Origin of the sequence: Thermodesulfatator autotrophicus (assembly GCF_001642325.1) — a bacterium.
Lineage (GTDB): Bacteria > Desulfobacterota > Thermodesulfobacteria > Thermodesulfobacteriales > Thermodesulfatatoraceae > Thermodesulfatator > Thermodesulfatator autotrophicus.
The window spans coordinates 1-17,528 of record NZ_LSFI01000025.1; the positions used below are offsets into that span (position 1 = coordinate 1).

General features: G+C 40.6%; 14 protein-coding genes. 4 read left to right on the forward strand and 10 right to left on the reverse strand.

Translation table 11 applies throughout. From position 1 onward, the window contains the following. Positions 1 to 64: 64 nt before the first annotated feature. Together rgy and TH606_RS05980 are read right to left on the reverse strand one after the other, a co-directional pair. The gene (gene rgy / locus TH606_RS05975; RefSeq protein WP_068542015.1) at positions 65 to 3,517 is read right to left on the reverse strand and encodes a reverse gyrase; all 3,453 of its coding nucleotides are present in this window, start codon (positions 3,515 to 3,517) and stop codon (positions 65 to 67) included. Then, a complete protein-coding gene (locus TH606_RS05980; protein WP_082863545.1) occupies positions 3,518 to 4,342 on the reverse strand; it encodes a DUF3786 domain-containing protein in 825 nt (274 codons plus the stop codon). It lies immediately after the preceding gene. 45 nt (positions 4,343 to 4,387) lie between these two features. Between TH606_RS05980 and TH606_RS05985 the strand changes: the two genes are divergently transcribed. Together TH606_RS05985 and TH606_RS05990 are read left to right on the forward strand one after the other, a co-directional pair. Then, a complete protein-coding gene (locus TH606_RS05985) occupies positions 4,388 to 5,266 on the forward strand; it encodes an RpnC/YadD family protein (protein ID WP_068542016.1) in 879 nt (292 codons plus the stop codon). Between the two features lie 2 nt (positions 5,267 to 5,268). After that, positions 5,269 to 5,637: an FmdB family zinc ribbon protein gene (locus TH606_RS05990; protein ID WP_068542017.1), complete on the forward strand. Its 369-nt coding sequence runs from the start codon at positions 5,269 to 5,271 to the stop codon at positions 5,635 to 5,637. On the opposite strand, the gene TH606_RS05995 is transcribed toward TH606_RS05990, so the two are convergent. Then, positions 5,618 to 8,047 (reverse strand): PAS domain-containing hybrid sensor histidine kinase/response regulator, encoded by a 2,430-nt coding sequence (locus tag TH606_RS05995; protein WP_082863546.1) that lies wholly within the window; start codon positions 8,045 to 8,047, stop codon positions 5,618 to 5,620. The genes TH606_RS05990 and TH606_RS05995 overlap by 20 nt on opposite strands. A 74-nt stretch (positions 8,048 to 8,121) precedes the next feature. Between TH606_RS05995 and selD the strand changes: the two genes are divergently transcribed. Next, on the forward strand, positions 8,122 to 9,159 hold the full coding sequence (selD, locus tag TH606_RS06000; protein ID WP_082863547.1) for a selenide, water dikinase SelD: 1,038 nt from the start codon (positions 8,122 to 8,124) through the stop codon (positions 9,157 to 9,159). Here the strand turns inward: selD and TH606_RS06005 are convergent. Genes TH606_RS06005 through TH606_RS06015 form a run of 3 tightly spaced genes read right to left on the reverse strand, consistent with a single transcriptional unit; the run spans position 9,156 to position 11,306 of the window. Next, positions 9,156 to 9,647 carry a TlpA family protein disulfide reductase gene (locus tag TH606_RS06005; RefSeq protein ID WP_068542020.1) on the reverse strand — a complete coding sequence of 164 codons (492 nt, stop codon included), beginning with the start codon at positions 9,645 to 9,647 and terminating at the stop codon, positions 9,156 to 9,158. The two genes, selD and TH606_RS06005, sit on opposite strands and share 4 nt — an antisense overlap. Next, a complete protein-coding gene (locus tag TH606_RS06010) occupies positions 9,644 to 10,372 on the reverse strand; it encodes a creatininase family protein (RefSeq protein WP_068542021.1) in 729 nt (242 codons plus the stop codon). Before TH606_RS06010 ends, TH606_RS06005 begins: the two co-directional genes overlap by 4 nt. A 7-nt stretch (positions 10,373 to 10,379) precedes the next feature. Continuing rightward, positions 10,380 to 11,306: a hypothetical protein gene (locus tag TH606_RS06015; protein ID WP_068542022.1), complete on the reverse strand. Its 927-nt coding sequence runs from the start codon at positions 11,304 to 11,306 to the stop codon at positions 10,380 to 10,382. 212 nt (positions 11,307 to 11,518) lie between these two features. Between TH606_RS06015 and TH606_RS06020 the strand changes: the two genes are divergently transcribed. Then, positions 11,519 to 13,102, forward strand: coding sequence for a peptide-binding protein (locus TH606_RS06020; protein WP_068542023.1), 1,584 nt, complete (start codon positions 11,519 to 11,521; stop codon positions 13,100 to 13,102). On the opposite strand, the gene TH606_RS06025 is transcribed toward TH606_RS06020, so the two are convergent. The 4 genes from TH606_RS06025 to TH606_RS06040 are packed head-to-tail and all read right to left on the reverse strand — an operon-like array spanning position 13,092 to position 17,528. Further along, positions 13,092 to 14,000, reverse strand: a complete 909-nt coding sequence (locus TH606_RS06025; protein WP_068542024.1) for an ATP-binding protein — start codon at positions 13,998 to 14,000, stop codon at positions 13,092 to 13,094. The genes TH606_RS06020 and TH606_RS06025 overlap by 11 nt on opposite strands. Beyond that, positions 13,963 to 15,195, reverse strand: coding sequence for a YhjD/YihY/BrkB family envelope integrity protein (locus TH606_RS06030; RefSeq protein WP_082863548.1), 1,233 nt, complete (start codon positions 15,193 to 15,195; stop codon positions 13,963 to 13,965). The genes TH606_RS06025 and TH606_RS06030 overlap by 38 nt, the downstream gene beginning before the upstream one ends. Positions 15,196 to 15,240: 45 nt before the next feature. Then, entirely contained in the window at positions 15,241 to 17,016 is a 1,776-nt protein-coding gene (locus TH606_RS06035) for a type IV pilus secretin PilQ (protein ID WP_068542026.1), read from the reverse strand. Continuing rightward, positions 17,004 to 17,528 (reverse strand): pilus assembly protein PilP, encoded by a 525-nt coding sequence (locus TH606_RS06040; RefSeq protein WP_068542027.1) that lies wholly within the window; start codon positions 17,526 to 17,528, stop codon positions 17,004 to 17,006. Before TH606_RS06040 ends, TH606_RS06035 begins: the two co-directional genes overlap by 13 nt.

Here is a 17,528-nt window from a genome sequence, read left to right on the forward strand (position 1 = left end):
ATACGTCGCTTCGCGTGACGCTCTGTAAGGTAAAAAAGCTCCCATTAATATAAGCTGATAACCACTAGATTAATTGTTTTATTTGATAGTAAGCGTCAGAGAGGACTTCCTGGTAATCAAGTTTGCCTTCTTCAATTAAGTCCATGGCTTCCTCAAGTTCGCGCGTAAGTGCCTCATCGGTATATTCTGGATAATTTTTTCTTAAAAACTCGTAAACTTTTCGGCCCAAACGGGTAGGAGTAAGCCTTCCCCCTGGCAAAACTTTTACGTATTTGCGCTGGATTAAGGTGGTTACGATTTCAGCATAAGTGGAGGGGCGCCCAAGACCGCGTTTTTTCATTTCCTGCACTAAAGTGCCTTCGGTAAAAAGCTCTACCCTTGGAACTAACTTAAATTTTTTATCTTCAAGTTTAGCTTGAGAAGAAAATTCTATAACCTTGAAGGTAGGATATAGCCTCTCGAAACCATCTCGTAAAACTTTGGTTATTATTTCCTCCTGCCAGCTGTAAACAGGTAAACTAAAGCGAAGGACTGTTTTTTCCACCAGAGCAGGACGCATCTGGCTGGCCATAAAACGCTTGAAAATCAAATCATAAAGCCTTAAAGCCCTTTCAGGCTCAGTTAAGCTAAGGAGACCGTTAGCCAGCATCAGCCTTATTTCGTGGACATCTCGTGGCCTGGTAGGGCGAATGCCCTCATGAGCCCCACCTTCACCCCAGGCCCTGGGATAAAAGTATTCTTCACCAAGTTTTTCGGCTATATAAGGCCTGGCTACCTGAAAGCGGCCTACCTCTGAAATACGGGTTGAGTCTGTGCGGTGGTAGGTAATCAAGCCGTTTTCAAAAAGGTCCTGTAAGAGGTTCATGGTATCCCTGGTGGGAAGCTTAAGCCTCTGGCTTGCATCTTGAAGCACTGTATCCGTAGTATATGGCGGGAGTGGATTTTTCTCTTCTTCTTTTTGCGCTAAAATTTTCCAGGAAAGCTCATCTAAAGCCTCAAAAACTTGCCTGGCCAAGGTCAAATCCTCAAGGCTTAACTGGAAGGTTTCTTTAAAAAGCTTAAAAGAGATAAGGGCCTTTTTCTGTTTAGCTTTATCGGCCCGTTCAATAACCCAACCAAGCACCGGAGTTTGCACCCTGCCAGCTGAAAGCCTTTTCTGGCCAAAAGCTTCCCAGAGCTTACGTGAAAGCACAAAACCTACCCAGCGGTCCACCACCCTTCTGGTGAGTTGAGCCTTAACCCGGTTTAAATTAAATTCTTCCGGGTTTTTAATAGCTTCGCGAAAGGCCCTGGGGGTTACCTCGTGGAATTCAAGACGCCTGATACAGGAATTAAACGGCCTCATTTCTATGAGGAGGTCATAGGCTATCTTTTCACCTTCAGCGTCCGGGTCGCTTCCGATGTAAACTTCTTCTATTTCAAAGGCAAGCCTTCTAAAACTCTCAAGAATCTCGCGTTTATCGTAAACCCGGCCTTCAGGGCAACGAGTTTTCACCTCTTCAGGATCAACCAGCTGCTCTTTGGTGGCTTCACAAATCTTTATACTATCAAAGAGCGGAATAAAGTGGCTGTTTTCTTTAAATACCCCGAAAAACCCCCGTCTTCTTGAAAGATTAAACACGTGGCCTAAAGAAGCGGTAATCATCAAGACCCTGTCCTCAGCCGGAATTTCATAGACAAAAGCCTCGCCTACCCTGCGAACTACAGGCTTTCCAAAAAAAGAGGCTATGGTCTTGGCCTTGTGCGGTGATTCAACAACCACCAGAGCTGTCTTGATAAAATCTCTTGTAGCTACTTCAGTGTTTTGCTCTCTACGCCGCACCTGAGTAAGTTCCAGGCCAAGTTTTTCAAGGTCTAATGTTTCAAGCGGAACAAAAGAAAAATCATCTCCCAGCTGAAAACGGAGCCGCCTTTCAAGGCTAAGAAAGGCCCGTCTGTCTTCAACCAGCACCACCGAAAGGCCTTTTAATAAACCATGGGCTGTCAGACGAGAAACTCTTCCTGAGGCCTGGATATAAGTGGCCGTATCACCTATCACCAGAAAAAGTTCATCTCCTTCTTTTTTCAAAAACACTTCTTCACTTTTAGAAAGCCTTTCCAGAAAGGCCTGGTCTTTGAATTTATTTTCAATAAAAGCCTTAATTTCTTTAAGGCGTTCAAGAATACGGGGGTATCTGGGCAAATTTTCCTGGGTTAGGGTTAAATAGCGGCGAAGATATTGCAAATCAGAGATGGCCTTCAGGCGTTCTTCCTCATCAAGAATACTTACGATGTTGGCCAGCACACTAAAAAGGCTTTTAGGAAGAAGGTCCACTTTAGTGGGAATAACGTGCTTGGGCACTCCTAAAAATAGGGCGTAACGCAAAACATAAGGCAAATCAATGCCTCGCACCAGAGGATTGGCCAGATGGGCAAGCCCTACCGCTACGTCAAACTCACCGGTTTCCATCTGGGTCATAAGCTCGCCTGGGGAAAGCTCAAGATAACTCAGGACTTTAAAACCCCTTGTCCTTAAAAACTCAACTGCTTTCTCAACCTGTTCTTTACCGTAACTCTGGGAAAGAAACAAAAGCCCACCCTGGCCAAGAATTTTTATGAGTTCAGCGACTTTCTCTAGCAGGCTGGAAAAATCATAAGTAGATAAGTCTTCATAAGCATCTACAATGTTTCGCAAAGAACTTACCGCCCGCTGGACTTCAAAGCCAAGCAGGTAGCGAAAGAGAAGCACCCGGCTGGTACGGGGCTTTAAAGTGGCTGAGGACATAAGAAGGATTTTCTTCCCGGCGTGCCTTTTGCGAATAGCTTCAAGCTTTTCAAAATCCTTTTCACTTTTCCGGAGTTTTAAGGCCAGGGCGATCTCCCGTTCGCTAAAACCCAGAAGTTTAAAAAGGCTCTCTATGTGAGCTGAACGCTTAAGAAAAGAATCAACATCATCTATAAAGACGAATTCAAAATCTATATCTAACAGGTCTTCAACATGCTTATAGAAAAAAGCGGTAGTGCAAACTAAAATATCAAAATCCTTGGCGGCAAAAGCCTCTTTGTCTTTCTTTTTGCCCAGATAAACCAGGATTTTGCGGCTAATTCCTGTTTTCTTAGAAAAGTCTTCAAGCCTTTCCCCTATTTGCTGGGCCAAAAGGCGGGTAGGCACTAGAATCAAAACTCTTCCGGGAAAATAAAGAGAGGCCAGGAGGCCAAAGGTGGTTTTGCCAGTACCGGTAGGGGCAATAATGGCGAAAGATTCTCTTAAAAGTAAACGCTTTATCCAGGTTTCCTGTAGAGAAGAAGGGCCAAAACCAATTGCTTCTCTAAAGTGACGGCGAAACTTCTCAAGTTCAGACAGGGCTTCACAAAAAAGAGAAAGCCTTTTTAGCTGGCCCTTTTCTCCCAGGACTTTACAGATGTCGTTTTCAACAGGGACAGGCAAACATTTAGAACAGGGGAGCCCTTGTTTTAAACGCTCATCACTTATAGTTCCACCACAGTTAGGACAGGCATGGGCCACCAGAAAAAGCACTCACTCCTCCTCAGCCAGTTCAATCAATCTTTCCACCAGGCGCTCAGCGCAAAATACCAGAGACTCTAAGTCAAGGTAAGCGGTGGCATTAGCATCAAAAAGGATTTTTACTTCTGGGGGAAGATTTTCTTCAGGCTCAGCCTCAAAAAAATGAACTTTTAAAGGCACTCTGGGAAGTACATAAACAATAGCACAAAGGTCTGCGGGACATTCTTTCGGTTCCTCTGTTTTTAAAAAACTTAGGGCCTTCTTCAAAGAATTAAGCCTGCCTGAAAAAGCCTCTCCCAGCTTTTCTTCAGCGTAACGGCGAAGGGTTACGGTTTTAGAAAGAGAGCTTGGGAAACTTTCAAGCCCAACGAATTCTCCCTTTAAAGGGACCTTTCCCGCAAAGATAAAATAGTTGTAGAGAAGTATCTGGTCTCTGGGGTCAAGGTCTTTGCCATCTAACCTTCTGGCCCGGGAGGCATTAAGTAAAACCTCTGTATCTAAAAAAGGAAGCTTTAACCAACCATTTTCAAAGCTGGCTCCTAAAGATGGCGCTACTTTTTCTAAGTCTATTTTCTGAACCTTCTTTTTAACTTCCTCAAGGATACGCCAGGCATAGTCTTCTTCTAGGGAGACCTTTTGTTTCACTTCTGGCCAGTTCTCAGGGGAAAAGTAAGGACATTTAGCCGGTTCACAGGCACCAGTTACTACGGCCATGGCAAAAGCCAGGCAGGTAGGATACCCACACTCCTTGCAGTTTGTGCGGGGAAGTTTTTTAATTATTTCTACAGGATTAAGCCCCATAGTTTTAGATTTAAAATAGTAAAGAGCAACAAGCAAGGCGTAAGGCTTTAAGTTTCTAGATTTTCAAGGTATCTTTTACATATGTATTACGATATAGCTTCTAAAGTTATTCTCTCTCGCTGTAAAGAACCATTTCTTTCTTTTTTCTGTGGACTTTCTGTAAAGGAAGCCTATCTTATTGAAAGTCGCCCACAGGAAACCACTTCCTTGAGACGGGCTGACTTTGTTTTGAAAACTATTTTGGATAATAATCAAGAAACTCTGGTTCTGATAGAATTTTTTTCTTCCTGGAAAAGCTGGTACCCTTTGCGTACTTTAGAGTGCCGCTGTCGGCACATACTACAAGAAAATCTTCCAGTTATTACCTTCTGTATTCTTTTTACTCCTTCAACAAAGGCCCAAAATTATTATCAGGATGACGAAGTAAATTATCAATTTAATCTTGTAAAACTTTATGAAATAGACGCCCGCGAAGTATTGGAAAAGGGCCCTCCTTGCCTTCTAGCTTTTATTCCTCTATTAAAAGACGGCTACAAATTTATTGATGAAGCCGAAAAGAAAATTTATCACTCAAACACACCTAAAGAAAACAAAGCAGACCTTTTAACAGGTATGGCCATCTTGGGAGGGCTAATTTCAGAAGAAATTCCTTTAAAACTCATTCAAAGGAGGCGAGATATAATGATAGAATCAGCAGCCTATGAGATAATTAAAAAAGAAGGATATGAAGAGGGGTTAAAAGAAGGCATACAACAAGGCATACGACAGGGACTTCAGCAAGGACTTAAACAGGGGTTATTGGAAGCCATTGAACTAGGATTAAAGTTGAAATTTGGCACAGAGGGACTTAAGTTATTACCCAGAATAGCTAAAATAGAAAGGCCTGAGTATTTAAGTGCCATAAAAGAGGCCATAGAAATAGCTGAAAACCTTGAAGAGATAGAAAAGCTTTTAAACTAGCTATGCCCATATACGAATTTCGCTGCGAAATATGCGGGCATGTTTTTGAAAGAATTTTGAAAATCAATGAACCCTGGCCACCCTGCCCGGCCTGTGGGCAAAACAAAGTCCTTAAACTTCCCTCTGTTTTCGGGTTTACCGATGCCTCTTCCTGGAGGAGTGAACGAGAAGCCGCTATTTTAAAAAGAGCCAGGGATTATTTAATTGATGGCAAGGTCAAAGAAGCCCAACGCTTCCTTTCAAAAGCTAAACAATATGTAAAGACTGACCGCATCAACAAACTTTCAGATTCTTTAGCCAGCCGTAAGCCTATAAAGGGTGCGTACGTCAGCCGAAGAGAACTGGTGGTGACTAAAAAGAAAGACGGTTAAAAATTTTATCAATTTCCTCTAAAAGTTGCTGAAAGGTAAAAGGCTTTTTAATTATTCTAAAGCACTTTTCATCAAAACCGTAGCGTTCAAGTATATGTTCTGCATATCCTGAAATAAAAATAACAGGGACTTCTGGAATAATTTTTTGGACTTCACGGTAAAGCTTAACCCCGTCCATTTTAGGCATAACCACATCGGTAATGATAAGGTCTATCTGGTAATTTTTTTGTTCAATTTTTTCTAGAGCCTCTTCACCGTTTTCAGCAGGGATTACCTCATAATCCAGATTAGACAACATCTCAACAAGCATTTCCCTAATATGAGCTTCATCTTCTACTATTAAAATAGTCTTTTTACCGCCCACCACTTGGCCTCTTTTTTCCTTTTCGGAGAGATGATCTTTCTCCCCGGTTAAACCTATCGTTTCTACATTCATGTTTAGAGGTAAAATGAGTTCAAAAGTTGTACCCCTTTGGGGCTCACTTTCTACCTTTATTTCCCCTCCACAGCGGCGTACAAGGGAAAGGATGACGTTTAAACCTAACCCTGTACCCTTTCCTGAGGGTTTCGTAGTATAAAAGGGTTCAAAAATATGAGCAAGATCTTTTTTTGCTATTCCTATCCCGGAATCTTTTACTCTTAATAGTGCGGCAGGTCCCTTTGATGTTTCAACTCTTCTCGTTGTAAGACTTATTTCACCTCCTTCAGGCATAGCCTCTTTGGCGTTTAGGAGCAAATTGGTAAAAATATGTTGAAGTTCGTCCCGCGATAGACTAACTGGCAGAGGATCTTCGGATAAGTCTAGTTTTAATTCTATTCCCTCTCCTAGCAACTTCTTAAAAATTTCCTGCTGTTCTTTGATAAAAGTATTTAATTCGTATTCTCGCTTCTCAATATCTTTATCGTAACTTTGGCCTGAAAGAATTAAAAATTGCTTAATTAAAGAGCTACCACTTTGCACGGCTTGGATAATTTTCTCTATATATCCTAAAATTTTCGGGTCTTCTCGAGCTTTAAGTTTAATAAGATCTAGATAACCCGTAATAATCGCTAAAATATTGTTAAATTCGTGCGCTATGGTGGCTGACATTTTACTCACTACTTCAGCTTTTTGGGCTTTAATTATCCTTTCTTCCTGTTGCTTGATTTCGGTAATGTCTTCAATCATACCCAGGCGCACTAACTGGCGATCTAACCAGTGGATATAAACTTCGTGTATCTTTAACCAGCGGTTGTGTTTTTCATCAAATATTTCTTTTTGCTCATGATGCCCCGGACTTGGCCTTTTTAAAGAACAAAATTCACAGACCTTGTCTTTCCCGAAAAGGAATTCATGACAAGGGCCTTTATTTATAAGGCTTTGGCCAAAAAATTCTTTAAAGAGAGAATTATGATAAAGAATAGTGTGAGTTTCTGGATGAACGATGTAAACCATGGCTGGCAGGTTCTCAAGGATAGCCAAGAGACGCTCCTGCGCCAGTTTAAAAGAAGTAATATCTCGCCCTAAGATAAGGACACGCCTTTCAGAATCACACTTAAAAGGAATGAGCAAAAATTCCCACCACTTAACTTTTCCGTCAATTTTTAGCTTAAAGACCTCTTTGGCTGGAGCACCCTGGTCAGGCAAGCTTTTTGTTAATTTATTTAGTCTATCAAGTAGCTCCTGATACTGTGGCCGAACCTGTTTTAAATGTTCAAATGTCTGGCCCTGGAAACCACGTCTCAAGTTAAAAAATCGCAAGCATTCTTTGTTCGTAAGCAACCATCTTCCCTGCAAATCAGAAAGAATTACTAGATAAGGAATGTTGTTGAGCAGTTCCTGAAAAACTCTTGAAACATCAAGATATTCGCGCTCACGTTTCTGTCTCTTTATAGCTAGGGAAAGGGTTTTTGCCATTTCATCAAGAATGATGAGGTTTTCAGATAAGGGCTTACGCTCACCAAAATCAACCAGCAAAAGGCCAGACCACCACCTCCCTTCAAAAAGAGGAAAACCAAAAACATGGTGTTTGGCACTATCAAAAAAGCCCAAAGCTTCTACCTCTTCCCTGGTGAGCATTACTCGCTCACCTTCAGAAAACCTGGTTTCAAGAGATGGCCAGGCTTCTTGGTATTCAATAATGTCTGGGAAACGTTCTTTTTCGTCAGGATGAATATATTGAGAGGCCAAAGTAGCTATTAACTGCCAGCGATAATCTAAATGATTGTAATAAACAGCCGCCCCTTTAAGCTTAAAAAGCTCCACTATTCCTTTAAGGAATTTATCAAGGGGCAGATGATACTGGGAAGTGAAAAGAGTATTAACAATTTCTAAAAACTTGGCCGACCTTAATTCCTCGGTATTTTTACTTTCCACAATAATTTCTGTTCCTTCAGCTATTTCACCCAGAATCATATCTTTTCCTTCCATACTCTATTTTTTCGGCAGTCACCGATAAGTCTCAAATACTTTTTTACCTCTATTTCTTTGTTATATTAAAAAACATGAAAAATGTAAAACTTACCCATAAAGTGCGGGCGGCCGGGTGAGCGTCCAAGCTACCGCCAGCGGAGCTGGCTGAAATTTTAAAAGATTTACCGATTTTTAAAGACCCAAACCTCCTGGTAGGTTTTGAGGGAGCTTCTGACGCAGCCATCTATCGTTTAACCGATGACCTGGCCCTAATCTGCACCCTGGATTTTTTTACTCCCATTGTAGACGATCCTTACTGGTTCGGTCAAATAGCGGCAGCTAATTCCCTTTCTGATGTTTACGCCATGGGAGGTAAACCTCTCCTTGCCCTTAATATAGTTTGCTTCCCCCGCAAAGAAGACAAAAAAATTTTAAAAGAAATTTTACGTGGCGGAATAGACAAAATAAAAGAAGCCGAAGCAGTTCTTGCCGGAGGGCATAGTGTTGACGACCAGGAAATAAAATACGGCTTATCGGTAGTGGGGCTGGTTCATCCTGAAAAATATGTCAGCAATAGCGGCACTAAACCTGGAGATGTTCTTTTCCTAACCAAGCCACTTGGTACTGGTATTCTGGCTACAGCTATAAAAGGCGGCCTGGCCAGTTCTGATACTGAAAAGAGAATGATAGAAGTCATGGCTACTTTGAATAAAGCTGCCTCCCAGGCCATGACAGAAGTAGGTGTATCAGCGGCAACCGATATAACAGGTTTTGGGCTTTTAGGACACGCCTTAGAAATGGCCCAGGCCAGCCGGGTAACGCTGGTAATTCAGGCGAAAAGCGTTCCTGTCATAAAAGAAGCCCTTGAGTTTGCCCGTATGGGCATTATTCCTGAAGGAGATTATGCCAACGTGTGCTTCTGCCAAAATAGTGTAGAAATTCAAGGGGAAATAGACGAAGCCTTGCTCTCAGTGCTTTACGATGCCCAGACCTCTGGGGGGCTATTGATAAGCGTACCTGAAACTAAAGCCGATGAATTTTACACTAAACTATTGGAAAAAGGAGTCTTTGAGGCGGCTCGTATTGGCCAGGTAGAAGAAGGAGCCGCCAAGGTAATTGTAACTCCCTAGTTTTTATTCAAAAGATTCTCTATTTCTCTTTCCAGTTCTCTTTTGCCAGCGTAGCCTACAAATTTTTTCACGATGTTTCCGTTTTTGTCAATCAAAAAAGTAGTGGGCAAAACATCAGGCCAGTTAAAAATGTTTAGTATATGTTCGTCAGCTATAGCCACGCAATAATTAATACCTTTTGAATTTATAAGATGAGGGAGAATACTTTCTCCTCCTTGATCAACCATAAAGGTTATAATTTCAAAATCCTTGGATTTAAATTTACGATAAATATCGCTAAATTCTAACAATTCTACCTGACATGGAGCACAATAAGTAGCAAAGAAGTTAACTAAAAGCACTTTTCCTTTAAAGTTTTCCAGTTTATTCCCCTTAACCGGGCAACTAAAGGGCTGAATTTTGGCATCCCAGGGAATATTTTGCCTGGCTTGTATAGAATTAACACTCAAGAAAAATATAACTAAAGCTAAAACCAGCCATTTTTTCATGTCTTATCCTCCTCAATATTTTCTATTTTTTCTATCAATTCTATTATAAAGTCTGATAATTTTTCTGCAAACAATTTTCCTTTATAGGCCGAAGCCTTGGCGGGATTTCCCCAGACCCCTCCAGGCCAGAATTTTCTTTTATTACGTACGAGAAAAGGTTTCGGAAACGAAGGATACTCTTCAGGAGCAGTCCCTTTCACCAGATCTGGAAAAAAGTATAACATCAAGGAAGTTTCAAATTCACCGGCATGAGAATCTTTAGGTGTTTCCAGCATATCAGCTGCAGACATATTTAACAAATCAAGGATAGAGGCCACTGCTAACCGGGTGTCTTTGGTCTTTTCCAGAAATTCTTCTGCGGCATCTAAGATAAAAGACAGGTGAGTGCCTCCAGCGTGGCCAGAAAACAACAAGAAATTTCTTAACCCTTGATGATAGTAGGAAAAAAGCATATCAAGCACCAGGCCTCGCAAAGTTTGACCAGAGATAGAAATAGTGCCTGGATGTTCTCTGGTGCTACGGCAAAGGCCGTAAAACACCGGTGGCCCTACAAAGACCGGGTATTTTTTAGCAACCATTCTGGCTATTTCATACATTTGCATGGTGTCCGTGCCTAAAGGAAGATGAGGACCGTGTTCTTCTATGGAGCCAAAGGGCAAAATAATAGTCCTGGTATGCTTAAGACCCTCTTCAAACTCTATCATGGTAATATCAGTTATAAGCATGGTGCACTTATCCTCTTCGTAAGTAGAAAAGATTGGTTTTCCCTTCTCTTAGAGCTTCATATCCTTTCTTAAGGGCTAAAAATAAACTTTGGGGAGAAGCTTTTAACTGGAAAACCTCAAGGCATGGAATTTCTTTTTCTTCTATACTTTTTCCAGAAAGTATAGAGTTGATTTTTTCTTTTGTATCTTTAATGTCTTCCATCTCTAAATCTAACTCTACGGCAGGCAGGCTAATTATACCTAATTTTTTATATTCGGGGCAAAGGTCAAGAAACGTCTCTATCAGTTCAGGCTGGTCTGAAACAATATTTTCTAACGGCAATTCCGTAAACTTAGCAATAAGATGGGCAAAGGCAAGCATTCGTTCTTTAACATTAGGAAGCTCAACAGAAATTTCCTGCCCTTCAATCACCCAGTCCGGAAAACGGCGAAGGGTAGGATCTTGCCCCACTATAAAGCTTGAAAGCCTTTCAGCATGGGCCTTTAAGTCCTGATATTCAAAGTCAAGTTCTTCAAGACGGCGATCCAAGTTTTGAGCCAGTTGAAGAATGATTCGTGCTTGGAGATCTGGGTCGGGCTTATTTTTTTCTTCTCCAAGAATCTGGGCCTTAATTTCAGAGACGGTCTCCTCCAGGACCTCGGGCCTGACCTTGAACATGGCTACGTTCTCTGGCCAGCGCATCATCTGGCCCCACTCTTCGTAAGAGGCTATCAGGCGATTAAACCAGGTGAGTTTTTCCTCACCCAAAGGACAAGGAACTATAATTTCCACCAGACCTTTATTCACCAGCTCAGAAAAATGGCCTTCTGGAGGGGCCTCGGTAGGCTGAAGTAAAACTATTTTATCAAACGCCGCCAGCAAGAAAGCGGCCAAATCAAGCCTTAAATGTGTTTGCGGGGCCAAAAGGACCTTGAGTTCAGAAGTGTTTCCCATATAGTCTCCTTAATTAAATCTTTTTAAATTTAAGAAACTGCTTCGCCCATAAAGGCTCGCAGTGACAATAAAAAGCAGTCATTGCGAGGCTGCACCAGCAGGCGAAGCAATCCTCGCAAGGCGACACAGTCTCCGTGGCGATCTCAACCTTTCTTCTGAATTTTTGCAAAGGTCTCTTTTAATTTAACCTGATTGTGGAAAAATAATCTCTGATGAGAAAGCTTATTTTAATTGCCATATTTTGTCTATGGGGAACATTAGCCCAGGCCCAAGATTATGGAGATGCTTTAGTCATAGGCTCTATTGGAGACGCAAGTATTCTAATCCCCATGCTCGCCACTGACGCCGCCAGCCACGAAGTAGCTGGCCTTATTTTTAATGGCCTGGTTAAATACGATAAGAATCTAAATCTAGTAGGAGACCTCGCCGAAAGATTTGAAATATCTGACGACGGCCAGACCATAACCTTTTACTTGCGAAAGGGAGTAAAGTGGCAAGATGGCGTGGAGTTTACCGCCGAAGATGTCCTTTTTGGATTCAAGCTCATTACTGATCCTAAGACACCTTCAGCCTATGCTGGCGATTTTCTGGAGGTGGATAAAGCTGAAATCCTTGATAAGTACACTTTTCGGGTACATTATAAAAAACCTTTTGCTCCGGCCCTGGGCTCCTGGGGAAACCTGGTAGTCCTCCCTAAGCATCTGCTTGAAGGCAAAGACATAACCAAAATAGACTTTGGAAGGCACCCTATAGGAACCGGGCCTTTTAAGTTCAAAGAATGGAAAACTCAGGAAAAGATAGTTCTTAAGGCCTATGAGAACTATTTTAAAGGACGCCCCTATCTCAACTACGTCATTTTTAGAGTAATTCCTGACCCCACTACCATGTTTATGGAACTAAAAGCCGAAGGCATAGATTGGATGGGGCTTACTCCTCTACAATACGCCAGAAAAACAAACTCCCCCTCTTTCCTCTCTAAGTTTCGCAAGTATAAATATCTTTCCTTTTCTTACACTTATCTTGGCTATAACTTGCGACACCCTTTATTTAAAGACAAGCGGGTAAGGCAGGCCATATCTTACGCCATTGACAAAAAAGAAATAATAAAGGGAGTGCTTTACGGCCTGGGTGTGGTAGCTACAGGACCTTACAAACCGGATACATGGTTTTATAATCCCAATGTAAAGCGCTACCCTTACAATCCTAAAAAGGCCCTCGAGTTACTTCACGCAGCTGGCTGGCGTGATACTGACGGCGACGGCATTTTAGATAAAGACGGCCGACCCTTTGAATTTACCGTGTTAACCAACCAGGGGAACACCTCACGCCTTTTGACTGCTCAGATAATTCAGTACCGTCTAGCCCAGATTGGTATCAAAATGCACATAAGAACCGTGGAATGGACGGCCTTTATCAAGGAATTTATTGATAAGCGTCGCTTTGAAGCAGTAATCCTGGGCTGGACGACTTCGCCTGAGCCAGACCTTTACGATATCTGGCACTCAAGCAAGATAAAGCCACCTGGTCTAAACTTTATCGGCTACAAAAATCCAGAAGTTGACCGGCTCCTAGAAGAAGGCCGCCGCACTTTTGATAAAGAAAAACGCCAAAAAATCTATTATCGCTTTCAGGAAATACTGGCTGAAGACCAGCCTTATACTTTCCTTTATGTGCCCATGGCTTTGCCCTGTATCCACAAGCGTTTCCACGGGATAGAGCCTGCTCCCATCGGCATTTCTTATAACCTTGAACGCTGGTGGGTGCCAAAAAGCCAGCAGAAATACCTTATCCCTTAGCTTCGGCTTTGAGTTTACATACAAAACAGGGAGAAGAAACCGCAGGCTCACCACAGGTTTCACATTGGGTTAAAGGCCGGTCCAAGAAATCTTCCACCTGCCTGTTGAATATAGGGTAAACTTTGCGCAGATAATCCATATAAAATCTTATTTTGGTACCTGGCATCTTTTCTTCAAGTTCGTCCATAAGTTCAGCGTAAACCAGGCGGGTGGCTTCTGGGGAAAGAGGGCAACGCTCGGTAAGATATTCAATTTTTTGCAAGCGGGCGTATTCTTTTATTTCAAAGGCCGTAAAGCGGCAAAGGGGTTTGGCCTTGCGCACAAAACCATTTCCCTCAGGGAGCACTGGATATTTACGAGCCAGGTACTTTAACTGCCAGTTAATAGTATTGCTCAAAAGTGATGAAGCTTCGTCATCCAAGTTGTGGCCAGTAACCAACACATCAAAGTTATTTTGCCTGGCAAAACGGTTAAAAAAGTATCTTTTTATACTACCGCAGAGAGAGCAATATTTTTTAGTGCGAGATTTTAGGTCAGGAATAGTTAAACCCGATTCTTTTTTGATTGATACCACATGAAGCGGGCGCTTAATTTCTTCGGCAAAATTTTCAGCAACACGCCGGGAAATAAGGGAAAAATCCTCTATGCCTAAATCTACAAAAAGCCCTTCGGTATGATAACCGAGATTATCCAGAGCCTTCCACAAAACCAGGCTATCCTTGCCACCAGAAATAGCCACAAGGATTCTGGCCTCAGGAGAAAACATTTTAAATTTCTTGATGGTGCGCGCAAGGTATTCCTCAAACCACTCTAAAAAATGCTCTTTGCACAAAGGTAAACGATGATGTGGTATAAAGACATCAGCTTTTTTCTGGCGGCACTTCCGGCAACGGGCCATCAACTTCCTCCTCAACCTGCAAGTAAAGTTCTTTTAAAGTCTTAGTTTGCCAATGTGTTTTTTCTTGAAGCAAAAATTCATAAGGTGCTTTTAATAGGGAATATTCAGGGGGGCTATCAGGCAATTTTCCTTCTATGGCTTCAAGTATTTCACTGAGAACTATCTTTTCGGCATCCTTGGCTAAAAGATAGCTACCGTTTACTTTATATATCAGTCCTTTAGCCTTTAAAAGGCTAATAATTTTTTCAAGCTTAAAAGGAGAGGCCTTAAGCAAATGGGAAAGCTTTAAAAGCCCTGGGGCTTTCTCTCCTTTATAAACAGGATGAAAAATATTGAGCAAAATCCCCAGGGCTACAAGCAAATTAGAGTAATTATTATGATAACGGTAATGGGCCAGTATTTTTTCTTTATAATGGAAAACCGAGGCGATCTCAGCCCCTAGTAAAACTACCGTCCAGTTTAGCCATAACCACAGTAAAAATAAGGGAATAGCCGCTAGTGAACCGTAAAGTTTTGAATAGGCTACGGCTTTGGTAGTATAAACGGCATATATTGAAGCCACCAAAAGCCATAATATGGCAGCTATAGTGGCCCCTAAAAGGGCACCCTTAACACTTATTTTCTTTACTGGAAGAAACAAATAAACCCCCATAAAAAGCAATATAAGAGTGGGTATTATCCAAAATTTGCTAAGAAAAGAAACGAAGCCAAAACCTTTAAAACCAAGATGGGTCAAATAAATCGTAGCTCCTAAAGGGAGAGTAACTAAAATGGGCCCAAGGGTTAGCCCCATCCAATAAATGGCTAACTTTTGAAAAAAAGTCCTTTTGGCTTTTACCCTAAAAATGTGGTTTATGACATCTTCAAATTGCATTAAGAGGCCAATCACCATGGTGAGAAAAATAATCATGCTGGCAGCCCCAAGGGGAGCATGCTGGGCCTCCTGAACTAGATTAAGGATGGTTTCCTGAGCTTTACTTAAAGCCCCTGGGTTTAAAAATTGAGAAAGGGCCTGATTAATGCGAGCAATAATCTCTTCCTGCCCTATAAAGATTTGAACCATAGAAAAGGCAAAGGCAAGAAGAGGAACAAAAGCAAAAACGGTATTGTAAGTGAGTGCCTGGGCACTCATAAGACAATTATCTCTCCAGAATCGACGAAAGACCTCTTTGATGAGGATAATGAAAGCGGACATGCCCTAATGTTAAAGGGATGTCCGCTTTTTGGCAATTTAATTTGTCTAATAATCTACATCTTCAACCGCTGAACTCACTACTTTGGCTGTAATAAAAATAAGTAGTTCCTGGTCCTCCTGAGTTTTCTGGCTATTTTTAAAAAGATTTCCCGCCCCAGGAATTTTAGATAAACCAGGAACACGGTCATAAGCTTCCTGTTTTTTAGAAATTTTGAGCCCTCCTATAACCACTGTCCCGTTATTAGGAACCCTTACATAAGTTTTTACTTTACGAGATATGATAGTCGGCACATTATTTACCTGGCGGGTCCAATCTGGCTCACTTTTATCAATAGTTACCTCAAGACGTATCTCATTGTTGGGTAATATATGAGGCGTAACTTTCAAAGTCAAATCAGCATTTATAAACTTGGTAGTGGCTGTACCATCACTGGTAAGTTCCAGGTAAGGAATTTGATATCCCTGTTTAATAACCGCTTCTCCATTATCTCTGGTAATAACTACCGGGGCAGAAACTATCTTTCCTAGACCTTGCTGTTCTAAAGCTGACAACCTTAGATCAAGCAAAGCCGCTGAAGTCTCAGTAATATGGCCAATAGCTATACCTAAGTTAGTATTAGCAGGAACGCCCAAATCTACAATAGAACCAAAAGGATTACTTGTTACATCTGTCCCACTACTTTGGTTAGGAGAAAGCCGAAAACTGGTCTCTTGATTAGTTTTGTAATAACCACCAAACCACTGGATTCCTAAGTTTCTAGCAAAATTACTGGAAACTTCTACAATCCTTGCCTCCATTAATACTTGCTTGGTTGGAACGTCTATTTTTTTTAGTAGCTTTTTAATTTCATTTATAGCATCAGGTATATCTTTAACTATCAACATACTGGTTCTACTATCACAAGATATTGAGCCTTTCTTACTTAATAATGGTAAAATAGACGGCCCTGTATAACGTTTCTTAATTGTAACATCGTCAACAGTAGAGCTTTCCATTTGTGTCCTTTTTCTCTCTTGTTCTTGGCTTAAAAGATCACAGGCATTGATATAGTTAACTTTTATATATTCAGTTACTGTTGGTCCTAGCTCTTGAGTTTCGGCCATAGAACTTCTTAACTTTTTGATTTCTTCAACCTGTTTTTGTAGTTTAGCCAAAGGAGCAACATATAAAATATTATTTATTTCTGTCTTTCCTAAGCCAAACTTAGCCATAATAATATCAAGAACCTGATCCCAAGGGACATCTTTTATTTTTAAGGTAATTTTTCCCTGGATATCTTCACCTAATACAATATTTAGTCCACCTATTTCACTTAACATTCTAAAAACCGTTCTAATATCAGCATCCTGTAAGTCTAAAGAGATTTTCTTTCCAGAATATTCCTTTTTTTCAAAAGGAATTTCTATATTTTTAGGCTCTGGAGGGAGATTATAAGGAAAATATTTCTCTGAATCAGAACTCTTTGCTAACTGCAAAACATAAGAATTTTTCTTTATATAATCTTTTAAAACTTTTAAATTTGTATATATAAAAATGTAGAGTTTATTATCTCTTAACTCAAAAGAAATCTTTTTTATTTGTTCAGGCAAATCATCTTTAAAAGACAAAAGTTTAGTATCATTAAAACTCAAGATTATCTTATCTTCTTCGGAGGAAATTTCCGGACTAATAGCATTATTTTCAAACTTAACTATAAGGCTTAAAAATTTATCCTTTTGATAAAAAGAAATATCAACTATCTTATTAATAGAAGCAAATGAAATTTGCGCAACAGTAAGGAAAAAACTAAAAATTAGCAAAAATTTAATTATTCTATACATCTTCCTTCCTCCGAAGACAATTTCATAATAAAAGGCTTAGAAGACTCAATAATATTTCCCTCATCATCAATAAATTTTTGGGAAATATAGACAGCACACTTAGTTATTTTTACAATTTTTCCTCCTTGTCTTCCTATATAACTTCCAACTTTTAAAAAGAAACCCTTTCCGCTTGGATCCTCTATTACTGCTATTTTTTGGCTCCCGGTATCTATTATTCCTACTAGCTTCAAATCACTCAAATCATAATTTTTTAAAAAAACTGTCACATTTTGAGGGGCAGGCAGAGGTTTTAAGTTAATAACAATAGGCTTAAATGGATCAAAATTAACAGGATTATATTTATATGATTTTCTCATTTGCATTGCTTTTTGCCACTTCAAAAAGATATCTTCTTTCTGTTTAGTTCCTGCCAAAGCAATATCAAAACAAGTAAAAAAAGCTAAAAAAAATACTAAAAATTTTGTAAAGTTATTCAGTCTTTTTAAGGATAAATTAGAAACTACCATCAT

Bases quoted from the DNA above. Each gene is read 5' to 3' on its own strand.
- TH606_RS06025 (WP_068542024.1), bottom strand. From the start codon at position 14,000: ATGGCCCGTTGCCGGAAGTGCCGCCAGAAAAAAGCTGATGTCTTTATA.
- TH606_RS06030 (WP_082863548.1), bottom strand. From the start codon at position 15,195: ATGTCCGCTTTCATTATCCTCATCAAAGAGGTCTTTCGTCGATTCTGG.
- TH606_RS05985 (WP_068542016.1), top strand. From the start codon at position 4,388: ATGTATTACGATATAGCTTCTAAAGTTATTCTCTCTCGCTGTAAAGAA.
- TH606_RS06020 (WP_068542023.1), top strand. From the start codon at position 11,519: ATGAGAAAGCTTATTTTAATTGCCATATTTTGTCTATGGGGAACATTA.
- TH606_RS06005 (WP_068542020.1), bottom strand. From the start codon at position 9,647: ATGAAAAAATGGCTGGTTTTAGCTTTAGTTATATTTTTCTTGAGTGTT.
- TH606_RS06040 (WP_068542027.1), bottom strand. From the start codon at position 17,528: ATGATGGTAGTTTCTAATTTATCCTTAAAAAGACTGAATAACTTTACA.
- TH606_RS05995 (WP_082863546.1), bottom strand. From the start codon at position 8,047: ATGGAAGGAAAAGATATGATTCTGGGTGAAATAGCTGAAGGAACAGAA.
- TH606_RS05990 (WP_068542017.1), top strand. From the start codon at position 5,269: ATGCCCATATACGAATTTCGCTGCGAAATATGCGGGCATGTTTTTGAA.
- TH606_RS06010 (WP_068542021.1), bottom strand. From the start codon at position 10,372: ATGCTTATAACTGATATTACCATGATAGAGTTTGAAGAGGGTCTTAAG.
- TH606_RS06035 (WP_068542026.1), bottom strand. From the start codon at position 17,016: ATGTATAGAATAATTAAATTTTTGCTAATTTTTAGTTTTTTCCTTACT.
- TH606_RS06015 (WP_068542022.1), bottom strand. From the start codon at position 11,306: ATGGGAAACACTTCTGAACTCAAGGTCCTTTTGGCCCCGCAAACACAT.